Source organism: Terracoccus luteus, assembly GCF_003635045.1.
Lineage (GTDB): Bacteria > Actinomycetota > Actinomycetes > Actinomycetales > Dermatophilaceae > Terracoccus > Terracoccus luteus.
The window spans coordinates 1,886,335-1,898,801 of record NZ_RBXT01000001.1 but is presented as its reverse complement, the minus strand read 5'-3'; the positions used below and the strand labels follow the sequence as shown (position 1 = coordinate 1,898,801).

The window sequence follows — 12,467 nt, the reverse complement described above, 5'->3', positions numbered from 1 at the left end:
GGGGGCGGCTCAGCCGGTCCGCAGGTCGCGCCGGCGACCGGCCAGCAGGCCGATGGCGACGAGGCCCGTGGTCACGACGACGAGGGCGAGGGTGCCGACGACGCCGGCCGTCCCGCCCGGCAGGTGCGGGAGGTGCCCGAACGGCGAGAGGGCGACGACGGCATCCTGCAGGCCGAGGGCCGCCCCGAAGGTGCCGACGACGACGGCGGCGACGAGCACCGCCCACGCGGCGCCCGCGGCCCGTGGGGCGGCACCCACGACCAGCACGGCGGCGCCGACGCAGACCCACGCCGCCGGCACGGTCGCGACCGCGGCGGCGACGAGCCGCGCCACCGCGGCCGTGCCGTCACCGGTGCGCAGCGCGTCGACGACGCCGGCCGCCACCCCGAGCAGGGTGAGCACGAGCAGCGGGGCCGCGAGGGCGACGGCGACCTGCCCGGCCAGCCAGCGGGAACGGGCGCCGGTGCCCGCGAGCAGCAGCTCGGCGCGTCCCGAGGCCTCCTCGGCCGGGGCCCGCAGCACGAGCGACACCCCGAGCGCCGCCGCAGCGGCTGCGGCCACCCCGAGCTCGGTGGCGTAGAAGGTGTCGACGAGGCTGCCCTGCGACCCGCCGAGCTCGGCGAGCAGGCGGGCGGTCTCGGGCGAGTCGACGAAAGCCCCGACGCTCGAGGCGAGCCCGGCCACGAGGAGACCGAGCAGCACGAAGGCGACCCCCCAGAGCGCCACCGGCCCGCGGGCCAGGCGCAGCGTCAGCTGCAGCGGGCTGCGCAGGGCTCCGGTCGCCGGTCCGGGTGCAGGGGTGACGAGCCCGGCACCGAGGTCGCGACCCTGCTGCAGCCGCAGGGCCATGATTCCCAGCACCGCCCAGGACACGACGCCGAGGGCGAGTGGCCCCCAGCGGTCGGCCCCGAAGGGGGCGACGTGCTCGCTCCAGCCGAGCGGCGAGAGCCAGGTCAGCCACGAGGCGCCGGGCACCGCGTCGCCGACGGCGCGGGCGGCGAAGGCCACGGCGAGCGCCCCGAGCGAGAGCGCGGTGGTGGCCCGCGCCGTCGTGCACAGCTGGGCGGCGACGGCGGTGAGGCCCACCCACACGAGGCCGGCGGTCGCCCACGCCGCCCCGAGCGCGAGCGACCCGGCCGGTTCCAGGCCGGTGACCGCCGCGCCGGCGGCGCCGAGGGCGGCGGTCATCAGCACGGTCGCCGTGCCGAGCACGAGGGCCGCCACGAGCGGGGCGGTCCGGCCCACACGGCCGGCCGCCACGAGCTCGAGGCGGCCTGCCTCCTCCTCCGCCCTCGTGTGCCGACGGACGACGACCTGGGCGAGCACGGCGAGCAGCACGGCACCGAGCAGCACCGTCTTGAACGTCGCGAGCGCCCCGAGCCCGGTGCCCGAGAGTGGCCCGTAGAACGAGAGCAGGGCCGGGTTGTCGAGGGTCGGGCCGAGGGCGGCGAGCGCCCGGTTCGCGCCGTCCGGGCCCGGGTAGAGGGCGAGGGTCGCCCGCGCGGAGCCGGCGACGAGCACGGCGAGACCGAGCGCGCAGACCGGCACCAGCACGCGGTCGACCCGGGCGCCGAGCCGGACGAGGGTGCCGACACCGGCCGCCTCGGTCATCGCGACGCCCCTGTCGTCGGGGCCGTGCCCGCACCGTGCGGGAGCGGGGCGGGGGCCCCGGCGGTGGTTCCCTCCGGGCGGTAGTGCTCGACGAAGAGCTGCTCCAGCGTCGGTGGCGTGCTCGTCAGCGAACGGATGCCGTGGGCGGCCACCCGTCCGAGCAGCGCGCCCAGTCCCTCCGGCTCGACGGCGCACTGCAGCCGGTCGCCGTCGACGACCAGGTCGTGCACGCCGGGCAGCGTCGAGAGGGCGGTGACGGCGGGCCCGTCCGGCGGGCGCTCGAGCGTCGCCGTCACCGACGTGCGGGCGAGGTGACGCAGCTCGTCGAGCGAGCCCGACTCGACGGTGCGGCCGGCGCGCACGATGCTCACGTGGTCACACAGGGCCTCGACCTCAGCGAGGACGTGGCTCGAGAGCAGCACGGTGGCGCCGTCCCGGGCGGCCTCGCGCACCGTCTGCTCGAACGCGAGCTCCATGAGGGGGTCGAGCCCCGATGTCGGCTCGTCGAGGACGAGCAGCTCGACGTCCGCCGCGAGCGCGGCGACGAGGGCCACCTTCTGGCGGTTGCCCTTGGAGTAGGTGCGCGCCCGACGCGTCGGGTCGAGCTCGAACCGCTCCACGAGCTCGGCACGCCGACGGGGGTCGAGGCCGCCATGCACCGAGCCGAGCAGGTCGATGACCTCACCGCCGGTGAGGCTCGGCCAGAGCGTGACGTCACCGGGGACGTAGGCCAGCCGCCCGTGCAGCCGGCGGGCGTCGTCCCAGGCGTCGCCGCCCAGCAGTCGCGCCGAGCCGCCGCCGGCGCGCACGAGCCCGAGCAGGATGCGCAGGGTCGTCGACTTGCCGGCGCCGTTGGGGCCGAGGAAGCCGTGCACCTGCCCGCGTGCGACCCGCAGGTCGAGCCCGTCGAGGGCGACCGTGCGACCGAAGGACTTGCGCAGCCCCGCCACGTCGACGATGAGGTCCATGTCACCTACGCTACAGATCATTCACGAGATCGTGAATGATCTGTACGTCACAGGAGGAGGCCGGATGCCGTCGACGCGCGACGACGCCGCCGTGGGCCGCTACGTCGAGCACCTCGGGGCCACGCTCACCGACGCCGGCATGCCCCGGCTGGCCTCCCGGGTCTTCGCCCGGCTGCTCGCCGACGACGACGGGCGAATGACGGCGGCCGAGCTGGCCGAGGCGCTCGAGGTGAGCCCGGCCGCCGTGTCGGGCGCCGTGGGCTACCTCGCGCACGTCTCGATGATCGGGCGCGAGCGGGAGCGCGGGTCGCGTCGTGACGTGTACGTCGTACAGACCGACGCCTGGCACGACGCCCTGCTCAGCCGTGACCGGCTGCTGGGCCGCCTCGAGGCGGGGATGCGCGCCGGGGTGGCCGCGGCCGGGGGTGAGGCCACGCCCGCCGGCCGACGCCTTCTGCTCTCGCTCGAGTTCCTCGAGTTCCTCGGCGCGTCGCTCGCGGAGATGGGGCAGGAGTGGGAGCGGCGCAAGGCCGTGGTCACGGCCGGGTGGCCCGCCGACGGGTGACGACGTGCGACCCCGTTCAGGCCTCCTGCGCCCCACCGGGTCGCCAGTCGTCGGGCGGGTCCTCGCCGACCCGGCCGTCGACGGCCTCACGGAGCAGGTCGGCGTGGCCGACGTGCCGCGCGTACTCCTCGAGGACGTCGTGCAGCATGCGGCGCAGGCTCGGGTGCTCGCCCGCGTCGTCGGAGACGGCGACCGCCTGGTCGAGCCCGCCCGCGGACAGGGCGCGGGCGTACCGCCCGCGGGCCCGGTCGACGGCGGCGTCGTGCAGCGCGTACAGCTCGGCGGGAGGGTCGTCGGCGGCCGAGCTGAAGGGCCAGTCGGGGGCGGCCTCCCAGTCGACCTCGGTCCAGGGCAGGCCCGGCGACGACCCGTCGAGGTTCACGGTCGAGTAGAGGTCCTCGACGAGGGCGAGGTGCTTGAGCAGCGACCCGAGGGTCAGCGCCGACGCGCCGACGCGGGTCCGCAGGCCGTCCGCGTCCAGGCCGTCCGCCTTCCAGCGGAAGGTCGCCCGCATCCGTTCGAGGCTGCCGAGCAGGTGGGCGACCTCGTCGCCCGCCATCGGCGGCTCCCACGGTGGGGCGACCCGCCGCGGTGCCGGCCCACCGGCATCCGGGCTCGTCGCTCGTGTCTGCTCGGCACCGGTGACGTCGTCCATGCCCCGGCACCCTAGGGCCGGGCGCCGACACGCGGAAGGCCCGTGCGGCGTGACGGGGGTGTCAGGAGCGGGGATCCGCGTCCCACGCCCGGAGCAGCAGGTCGGCCGCGGCCGCCGCGCCGAGGCGCCCCGCGAGGACGTCGTCGCGTACCTGCTCGCGGACGGCGGCGACCGCCTGCGACGAGGTGAGGCGGCGGTCGAGCTCGTCGCGGACGAAGGCCCACGTGAGGTCGAGCTGCTGGGCGGCCCGGCGCCGGGCGAGCCCCTCCGTCCCCAGGTGGTCGCGGTGGGCCAGCACGCCGCGCCACACGTCGGTGACCCCCGTGTCGATCAGCGCCGAGCACGTGACGACGGGCGGGGCCCAGTCGCCGGGCGCGCGGACGAGGCGCAGGGCGCCCGCGAGCTGGCGGGCGGCGACCCGGGCGTCACCCTCACGCTCCTCGTCGGCCTTGTTCACGGCGACGACGTCGGCGATCTCGACGATGCCCTTCTTGATCCCCTGCAGCTGGTCGCCCGTGCGGGCGAGGGTGAGGTAGAGGAAGGTGTCGACCATGCCGGCCACCGTCACCTCGGACTGGCCGACGCCGACCGTCTCGACGAGCACGACGTCGTAGCCGGCCGCCTCGAGCACCGTCATCGCCTGGGCCGTCGCGCGGGCCACGCCGCCGAGGGTGCCGGCCGAGGGGGAGGGGCGGATGTAGGCGTCCGGGTGGGCCGCCAGGGACGGCATCCGGGTCTTGTCGCCGAGCACCGACCCGCCCGTGCGCACGGACGACGGGTCGACGGCGAGGACGCCGACCCGGTGGCCGTCGGCGGTGAGGTGCCCGCCGAGGGTCTCGACGAACGTCGACTTGCCGACGCCCGGTACGCCCGAGACGCCGACCCGCACCGACGGCGGCCGGGCGCCGCCGTCCGGCCCGGCGCCGGTCGCGAGCCGGTCGAGCAGCTCTCGGGAGAGGGCGCGGTGGTCGGCCCGGGTCGACTCGACGAGGGTGATGGCCCGGGCCAGCTCGGCCCGGCGGCCCGCGAGCACCCCGGCGGCGAGGGCGGCGACGTCGACGGGGCTCACCCGTGCAGCCGCGCCGAGAGCTTCTCGAGCAGCTCGAGGGCGGAGTCGGCGATGACCGTGCCGGGCAGGAAGACCGCCTCGGCCCCCATCTCGCGCAGCGTCGGCACGTCGGCGGGCGGGATGACGCCACCGACGACGACCATGACGTCGGGGCGCCCGAGCTCGACGAGCGCCTCGCGCAGGGCGGGGACGAGCGTGAGGTGGCCGGCGGCGAGCGAACTGACGCCGACGACGTGGACGTCGGCGTCGACGGCCTGACGGGCCACCTCCTCCGGCGTCGAGAACAGCGGGCCCACGTCGACGTCGAAGCCGAGGTCGGCGAAGGCCGTGACGATGACCTTCTGCCCCCGGTCGTGGCCGTCCTGGCCCATCTTGGCGACGAGGATGCGGGGCCGGCGGCCCTCGAGCCGCTCGAAGCGGGCCGTCGCCTCGAGCACCTCGGCGACGCGGGCGTCACCGGCCTGCCTCGACTCGTCGCGGTACACGCCGCTGATCGTACGGACGACCGCCCGGTGACGGCCCCACACCTTCTCCAGCGCGAGCGACATCTCGCCCACCGTGGCCTGCGCCCGGGCAGCGTCGATGGACAGGGCGAGCAGGTTGCCGTCGAGCGACCCGCGGGTGGGCTCGGACGCCGCCGCGGCGGTGAGGGCGTCGAGCGCGCGGCGCACCGCGTCGTCGTCGCGGTCGGCCCGCAGCCGTTCGAGCCGGGCGACCTGCTGCCGGTAGACCTCGTCGCCCTCGATGCGCAGCACGTCGAGCGGGTGGTCGTCCTGCCGCGCGTCGAGGCGCAGGGTGTTGACGCCGACGACCTTCTGGGTGCCGGAGTCGATGCGCGCCTGGGTGCGGGCGGCGGCCTCCTCGATGCGCATCTTCGGGATGCCCTGCTCGATGGCCCGGGCCATGCCGCCGGCGGCCTCGACCTCCTCGATGTGGGCCCAGGCCCGCTCGGCCAGCTCGTGGGTCAGGCGCTCGACGTAGTACGAGCCGGCCCACGGGTCGATGACCGCCGTGGTCCCCGACTCCTGCTGCAGCAGCAGCTGGGTGTTGCGCGCGATGCGGGCCGAGAAGTCGGTCGGCAGGGCGATGGCCTCGTCGAGCGCGTTGGTGTGCAGCGACTGCGTGTGGCCCTGGGTCGCGGCCATCGCCTCGAGGCACGTGCGCTGGACGTTGTTGAAGACGTCCTGGGCGGTGAGCGACCAGCCGCTTGTCTGCGAGTGCGTGCGCAGTGACAGGCTCTTCGGGTTCGTCGGCCCGAAGCCGCGCACGAGCCGTGACCAGAGCGCGCGAGCCGCCCGCAGCTTCGCGATCTCCATGAAGACGTTCATGCCGATGCCCCAGAAGAACGACAGGCGCGGCGCGAACTCGTCGATGGTGAGGCCGGCGTCGAGACCCGACCGGATGTACTCGACCCCGTCGGCGAGGGTGTAGGCGAGCTCGAGGTCGTTCGTCGCCCCGGCCTCCTGGATGTGGTAGCCGGAGATGCTGATCGAGTTGAAGCGCGGCATCCGGCGGGCCGTGTAGGCGAAGATGTCGCCGATGATCCGCATGCTCGGCGCCGGCGGGTAGATGTAGGTGTTGCGGACCATGAACTCCTTGAGGATGTCGTTCTGGATGGTCCCGGTCAGCTGCTCGGGGGCGACCCCCTGCTCCTCCGCGGCCGCGACGTAGAGCGCGAGCACCGGCAGCACGGCGCCGTTCATCGTCATCGACACCGACATCTCGCCGAGGGGGATGCCGTCGAAGAGCGTTCTCGCGTCGAGGATCGAGTCGACGGCGACCCCGGCCATGCCGACGTCCCCGCGCACCCGCGGGTGGTCGGAGTCGTAGCCGCGGTGGGTCGCGAGGTCGAAGGCCACGGAGAGGCCCTTCTGACCGGCGGCGAGGTTGCGGCGGTAGAAGGCGTTGCTCTCCTGCGCCGTCGAGAAGCCTGCGTACTGGCGCACCGTCCAGGGCTGGGTCGTGTACATCGTCGGGTAGGGCCCGCGCAGGAAGGGCGACAGGCCGGGCCACGTGTCGAGGGCGTCGAGACCCTCGAGGTGCTCGGGCCCGTAGGCGGGCAGGACGTCGATGCCCTCGGGGGCCGTCCAGGCGGGCGAGGTCGTCGGATCACCCTGCGCCGCAGTGGTTCCGGCGTCGGCGGTCGGGGCCAGGCCGGGGGTGGGGGTGGGGGTCCCACCGTCGAGCGGGAGGCCGGCGAAGCTGCGGGGGACGGTCACGACAGGGCCTCTCGGGTGCGGGTGAGGAAGGCGACGGCGTCGTCACCCACGGCCGCCGCGTCGTCGACGAGTGACGGGTCGAGCGTGCGCGGGCCGGGGCGCCCGGCCAGCACGACGCGGGTCGCGCCGGCCTCGCGCAGCGCCGCCGCCGCCGCGGCGCCCCAGTCGGCGTAGGCGGCGTCGCTGCCGCAGAGGCACACGACGCGCTCGCCGGACCACGCCGCGACGAGGTCGTCGACGCCGGCCGTCGCGCCGACCACCCGTACCGGTACGCCGCCGGCGGCGAAGAGGTTCTGCGCGAACGTCGCCCGCGCCGTGTGCGCCGCCACCGGGCCCATGGTCGCCAGCAGCACCGGGCTCGTCGCGGGCGTCTCGCGCAGGCGCTCGAACGCCGCGCCCCACCGGCGCACCGGGGGTGCGCTGGGGTCCGGTTCGCGCTGCAGCGGCGCCTCGTCGGCGTCGGGGAACTCGCTGAGGCCGGTGAGCGGACGGCGTCGGTGGGCGACCTCGACGTCGCGGCGGGCGGCGGCGTCGCGCACCCGCTCCGCGAGGGAGCCGTCGGCGAGCGCGGCGAGCACGCCACCCGCCGCGTCGGTGCGGTCGAGCTCGGCCCAGGCGGCTCGGGCCGTCGCGTCGGTCAGGGCCTCGACCGCGTACGACCCGCCGGCCGGGTCGGCGACGACACCGACGTGCGACTCCGCGAGCAGTAGGGCCGAGGTGTTGCGGGCGGTCCGACGGCCCAGGGCCTCGGGACGGCCGGCCGGGGCGTCGAACGGCAGCACCGTCAAGGCGTCGACGCCGGCGACACCCGCGGAGAAGGCGGCGACGGTGCCGCGCAGCATGTTCACCCAGGGGTCCCGGGTCGAGGTCATGGCCCGGCTCGTGACGGCGTGCTGCCGCTGGGCCGACGCCTGCGGACTCGCTCCCGACAGCTGGGCGACCCGGGCCCACGTGCGCCGGGCGGCCCGCAGCTTTGCGATGGTGGTCAGCTGCTCGTCCGTGGCGGCGAGGCGGAACTCGAGCAGGGCCAGCGCGTCGTCGACGTCGAGCCCGCCGTCGACGAGCACCCGCAGGTAGTGGGTGCCCAGCGCGAGGGCGTACCCCAGCTCCTGCGCGTCGGTGCCGCCGGCGTCGTGCACGACGGTCGCGTCGACGGTGAGGGCGAGCAGCCCTCTGCCATGTGCGATCTCGGCGAGCGCGGTCACGTCACCGGCGGCGGCCTCCGGATCGAGCGCGCTCCCGCCGCCGAGGTCGGGCTCGCCGCGGCGCAGGGTTGCCGACACCGGGTCGCCGCCCAGCCCGGTCCCCGGTGCGGGCGTCGTGCCGCGGGCGTCGAGCAGCTCGACGAGCGCCCGTGCCGCGCCGACCGGGTCGTCGGGCGCCTCGAGCACGACGGGGGCGAGGTCGAGCAGCACCCCGTCGAGGGCCCGGGGGAGGTCGTCGGCTGCGAGTGGGCCGCCGACGTGAATCCAGAGCGACGTCACGCCGTTCTCGAGGTCGAGCAGCGCCTCACGGTTCGCCGCCACCGCGTCGAGCCCGCCGACGTGCGAACGGACGTCCCACCCGTCGGGCCTAGCCGCGAACCGCCCTCGGGTGAAGGGGAACTCGCCGGGGACGCCGGTCGGGGGCAGGTCGGCCACGTCGTCCGCCGTGCCGAGCGGGCTCACCCGGATGCCGTCCGCGGTGGTCGTCGTAAGAGCGTCCCACACCGCGGCGTCGGGGTCGTCAGGCCCCAGCCGGCGGGCCTTGCGCAGCACCGCCGCGGCGGCCGCCTCCCAGTCCCGCCGGTCGTGCCGGTCGTCGGGGTCGGCGAGGGGCAGCGGACCGCCTCCGGTGGCTGAGGTCATGCCCGCAGGATAGGTGCAGGCGGCGGCGCCGCCGACGGCCCCCCGGACGGCCCTGCCGAGGGCCCCGCGGGGTGTCGTCAGCGGCCGCGCGGCGGCTGACGACGCGGGCAGGCGGCGCACTCGTGCGCCCCGGGGAGGAGGTAGACGAAGCAGCAGGACCGCCGCCACGGCTCAGGCCCGACCTGTCCTCCCGCTGCACCGACGGCCCGGCGCACGGCCGTGCCCCAGGTGTCGTGCAGCACGCCCCACCGCTGCCGCGACCCCATGCGCACCTCCGGCGCGAAGGCGGCCACGACCGGCGAGGCGATCTCGACGTACAGCTCGCGGGCCACGGCCTCCCGGTGGGCGCGGTCGGGCTCGGGCCGTACCTCCCACCGGTCGGCGTCGACGACCACCCGCGCGGGGTGCAGGGCCGGGGCCAGCTCGAAGCCCAGCCCGACCGACGCGGTCTCACGCCCGGCCGCGACGGGGGCGGGCGACAGCACCCACGGCCCGGTGGCGACGGCGCCGGCGAGCGGCGTGGCGACGACCTCGCACCACCACTGCAGCACGAAGGCGGCCGGCACGTGCGGTGGCACGGGCCGTCCCGCGCTCGCCTCCTGCCGACGGTTCAGCTCGCCACGCCACGGCGCGAAGGGGTCCGACCCCGCCGCCACGTGCGCCGCGACTTCGTCGAGGCGAACGGTCGGGCCGGGGGAGGAGGTGACGACCGAGACGAAGGGCGTGGCGCCGTCGACCCGGCGCACGACCTCGGCCACCGTGGGCACGGCAGGGGGCGTCCCGGCATCCGGCCGCGTGCCGTCCACCGTCCCGCCCACTCCGCGTCCTCCCGGTCCTCGGTCGCCCGTCCGGCGCCGTCCCCGTGCCTCGACGACGCTCGGACGGACAGCATGACCCACGCCGTCGGCGCCGTCGTGGTCGGCGGTCCCGGCCACCGTCGGTAGGATCCGGTGCTCGTGACGCAGTCCGAGGCCTCCGCCGAGATCGTGCGCGTGGTCGACGCCCACGCCGACGAGCTCGTCGCGCTGCGCCGTGACCTGCACGCCCACCCCGAGCTCGGCCACGGCGAGGTGCGCACGACCGCCACCGTCGCCGCCCGCCTCGAGCGGGCGGGGATCGCCGTCCGGCGGCTGCGCGGGACGGGTCTCGTCGCCGAGCTGGGCGCGACCGAGCCGGTCCGACGCGTGGCCCTGCGCGGCGACCTCGACGCCCTGCCGATCCGCGAGCAGACCGGGCTGCCCTTCGCCTCGACCACCGACGGTGTCAGCCACTCGTGCGGGCACGACGTGCACACCACCTCGCTGCTCGGCGCCGCGCTCGCCCTCAAGGCCGTCGAGCCCGTGCTCGTCGACGCCGGCGTCGCCGCCCGCCTCGTCTTCCAGCCCGCCGAGGAGCTCATGCCCGGCGGCGCCGAGGAGGTCGTCGCGCAGGACGGGCTCGCCGGCGTCGACAGCATCTACGCCCTCCACTGCGACCCCTCCCTCGACGTGGGCCAGGTCGGCCTGCGGGTCGGGCCGATCACGGCGGCGGCCGACCAGGTCGAGGTCACCCTGACGGGGCGGGGCGGGCACACCTCGCGGCCGCACCTCACCCAGGACCTCACCTACGCGCTCGCCAAGGTCGTCACCGACGTCCCCGCCGCACTCTCGCGCCGCCTCGACCCGCGCGCGGCGGCCGCGCTCGTGTGGGGCGCGGTGCACGCCGGCGGCGCGCACAACGTCATCCCGGCGACGGGCAAGGCCCTCGGCACCCTGCGCATGCTCGACGCCACCGCGTGGGAGGGCTCCGAGCGGCTCGTCGAGGAGATCGTCCACGCCGTCGTCGCCCCGTACCTCGTCACCGCCGACGTCCACATCACCAAGGGCGTGCCGCCGGTGGTCAACGAGGCGGCGTGCATCGACGTGCTGACGCAGGCCGTCACCCGCGCCGGGGCGACGGTCGCGCCGACCCCGCAGTCACTCGGGGGCGAGGACTTCGCCTGGTACCTCACCAAGGTCAACGGGGCCATGGCACGCCTCGGGACCCGGGTGCCCGGGGGCGCCACGTTCGACCTGCACCGGGGTGACCTGCTCGTCGACGAGGGCGCCATCGCGGTGGGTGCGAAGACCCTCGCCGGATGCGTCGTCGCCGCGGTCGCGGATCGGTAACACTTCCGGCAGGATCCCCGAACGCTGGTAGATCCTGCGGTCGCCACGGTTACAGTTCCGTGCCATGTGGGCCGATGTCGTCGTCGGTCCGAAGACTTGAAGGAGCACCACCTTGCGTCACGCAACCAAGGTCGCGGCCGTCGTCGCGGCGGCTGCACTGGGCCTCGCGGCCTGCGGCAGCAGCACTGACACGGCCCCCGGATCCGGCAGCGGCAGCACCGCGGGCAGCACGGCGGGCGGTGGGGGAGCCGGCCTCAAGGTCGGCATGGCCTACGACGTGGGTGGCCGCGGCGACCAGTCGTTCAACGACGCCGCCGCCGCGGGCCTGGACAAGGCCAAGAGCGAGCTCGGGGTGGAGGGCAAGGAGGCCGCCGCCGTCAACGGCGAGGCCGAGTCCGCCCGCAAGGAGCGCCTGCAGCAGCTCATCGACGCCGGCTACACCAACGTCATCGCCGTCGGCTTCGCCTACGCCAAGTCGGTCGGCGAAGCCGCCAAGGCCAACCCCGACGTCAAGTTCGCCATCATCGACGACGCGTCACCCGACTCGGCCGGCAGCAACGTCGAGCAGATCACCTTCGCCGAGGAGCAGGGCAGCTTCCTCGTCGGTGCGGCCGCCGCGCTCAAGACGAAGACCAACCGCATCGGCTTCGTCGGTGGCGTGCAGACCGACCTCATCAAGAAGTTCGAGGTCGGCTACGAGGCCGGCGCCAAGGCCGTCAAGCCCGACATCAAGATCGACGTCAAGTACCTGACGCAGCCGCCGGACTTCTCGGGCTTCGCGTCCGTCGACAAGGGCAAGGCCGCCGCCGAGGGCATGTACCAGTCCGGCGCCGACATCGTCTACCACGCCGCCGGTGGCTCGGGTGGAGGCGTCTTCACCGCCGCCAAGGCCGCGGGCAAGCTCGCGATCGGTGTCGACTCCGACCAGGCCAAGACCGCTCCCGCCGACGTGCGCGACGTCATCATGACCTCGATGGTCAAGAAGGTCGACGTCGGCGTCTTCGACTTCATCAAGGCGGTCCAGGACGGCTCGTTCAAGGCCGGCAACAAGGTCTTCGACCTCAAGGCGGGCGGTGTCGACTACTCGACGACCGGTGGCCAGGTCGACGACATCAAGAGCAAGCTCGACGAGTACAAGCAGCAGATCATCGACGGGTCGATCACCGTCCCCAGCTCCTGATCGCTGCCGACCACCACGCCCCCACGGGTGCGTACGGCCCGGTCGACGCCTCCGCGTCGTCCGGGCCGTTCCCGTGCGGGCCCCTGGGCGGACCCAGGGTGAGCCTGCGCGTGGGCTCCACTGTGTAGGTTCTGCCTGTCGGTCCCGAGACCTTCGTCACCCCGAGTAGGAGCGTGCGTCATCGTCAACGACCCGAAGGCGAGCCA

The 12,467-nt window shown here is 75.4% G+C and carries 10 protein-coding genes; 3 read left to right on the top strand and 7 right to left on the bottom strand.

The genetic code is table 11. The features are described from left to right. Positions 1 to 9: 9 nt before the first annotated feature. Entirely contained in the window at positions 10 to 1,611 is a 1,602-nt protein-coding gene (locus tag DFJ68_RS08650; protein ID WP_121032394.1) for an ABC transporter permease, read from the bottom strand. Beyond that, positions 1,608 to 2,579 (bottom strand): ABC transporter ATP-binding protein, encoded by a 972-nt coding sequence (locus DFJ68_RS08645; RefSeq protein WP_121032392.1) that lies wholly within the window; start codon positions 2,577 to 2,579, stop codon positions 1,608 to 1,610. Before DFJ68_RS08645 ends, DFJ68_RS08650 begins: the two co-directional genes overlap by 4 nt. On the opposite strand from DFJ68_RS08645, the gene DFJ68_RS08640 reads away from it, so the two are divergent. Continuing rightward, positions 2,578 to 3,144 (top strand): GbsR/MarR family transcriptional regulator, encoded by a 567-nt coding sequence (locus tag DFJ68_RS08640; protein WP_245963550.1) that lies wholly within the window; start codon positions 2,578 to 2,580, stop codon positions 3,142 to 3,144. The genes DFJ68_RS08645 and DFJ68_RS08640 overlap by 2 nt on opposite strands. 16 nt (positions 3,145 to 3,160) lie before the next feature. On the opposite strand, the gene DFJ68_RS08635 is transcribed toward DFJ68_RS08640, so the two are convergent. The 5 genes from DFJ68_RS08635 to DFJ68_RS08615 form a co-directional block, all read right to left on the bottom strand. Continuing rightward, positions 3,161 to 3,799 carry a mycothiol transferase gene (locus DFJ68_RS08635; protein WP_121032388.1) on the bottom strand — a complete coding sequence of 213 codons (639 nt, stop codon included), beginning with the start codon at positions 3,797 to 3,799 and terminating at the stop codon, positions 3,161 to 3,163. 61 nt (positions 3,800 to 3,860) lie between these two features. Beyond that, the gene (meaB, locus tag DFJ68_RS08630; protein ID WP_121032386.1) at positions 3,861 to 4,868 is read right to left on the bottom strand and encodes a methylmalonyl Co-A mutase-associated GTPase MeaB; all 1,008 of its coding nucleotides are present in this window, start codon (positions 4,866 to 4,868) and stop codon (positions 3,861 to 3,863) included. Beyond that, the gene (scpA, locus tag DFJ68_RS08625) at positions 4,865 to 7,087 is read right to left on the bottom strand and encodes a methylmalonyl-CoA mutase (protein ID WP_121032384.1); all 2,223 of its coding nucleotides are present in this window, start codon (positions 7,085 to 7,087) and stop codon (positions 4,865 to 4,867) included. Before scpA ends, meaB begins: the two co-directional genes overlap by 4 nt. After that, the gene (locus tag DFJ68_RS08620; RefSeq protein ID WP_121035231.1) at positions 7,084 to 8,934 is read right to left on the bottom strand and encodes a methylmalonyl-CoA mutase family protein; all 1,851 of its coding nucleotides are present in this window, start codon (positions 8,932 to 8,934) and stop codon (positions 7,084 to 7,086) included. The genes scpA and DFJ68_RS08620 overlap by 4 nt, the downstream gene beginning before the upstream one ends. A 77-nt stretch (positions 8,935 to 9,011) precedes the next feature. After that, a complete protein-coding gene (locus DFJ68_RS08615) occupies positions 9,012 to 9,752 on the bottom strand; it encodes a (2Fe-2S)-binding protein (RefSeq protein ID WP_147431533.1) in 741 nt (246 codons plus the stop codon). 138 nt (positions 9,753 to 9,890) lie between these two features. Between DFJ68_RS08615 and DFJ68_RS08610 the strand changes: the two genes are divergently transcribed. Both DFJ68_RS08610 and DFJ68_RS08605 read left to right on the top strand, forming a co-directional pair. Next, positions 9,891 to 11,081, top strand: coding sequence for an amidohydrolase (locus DFJ68_RS08610; protein ID WP_245963549.1), 1,191 nt, complete (start codon positions 9,891 to 9,893; stop codon positions 11,079 to 11,081). A 112-nt stretch (positions 11,082 to 11,193) separates the two neighbouring features. After that, complete coding sequence (locus DFJ68_RS08605) at positions 11,194 to 12,261, top strand: BMP family lipoprotein (RefSeq protein WP_121032380.1); 1,068 nt, start codon at positions 11,194 to 11,196, stop codon at positions 12,259 to 12,261. Positions 12,262 to 12,467 lie beyond the last annotated feature (206 nt).

Bases quoted from the DNA above. Each gene is read 5' to 3' on its own strand.
- DFJ68_RS08635 (WP_121032388.1), bottom strand. From the start codon at position 3,799: ATGGACGACGTCACCGGTGCCGAGCAGACACGAGCGACGAGCCCGGAT.
- DFJ68_RS08640 (WP_245963550.1), top strand. From the start codon at position 2,578: ATGTCACCTACGCTACAGATCATTCACGAGATCGTGAATGATCTGTAC.
- DFJ68_RS08645 (WP_121032392.1), bottom strand. From the start codon at position 2,579: ATGGACCTCATCGTCGACGTGGCGGGGCTGCGCAAGTCCTTCGGTCGC.
- DFJ68_RS08620 (WP_121035231.1), bottom strand. From the start codon at position 8,934: ATGACCTCAGCCACCGGAGGCGGTCCGCTGCCCCTCGCCGACCCCGAC.
- DFJ68_RS08650 (WP_121032394.1), bottom strand. From the start codon at position 1,611: ATGACCGAGGCGGCCGGTGTCGGCACCCTCGTCCGGCTCGGCGCCCGG.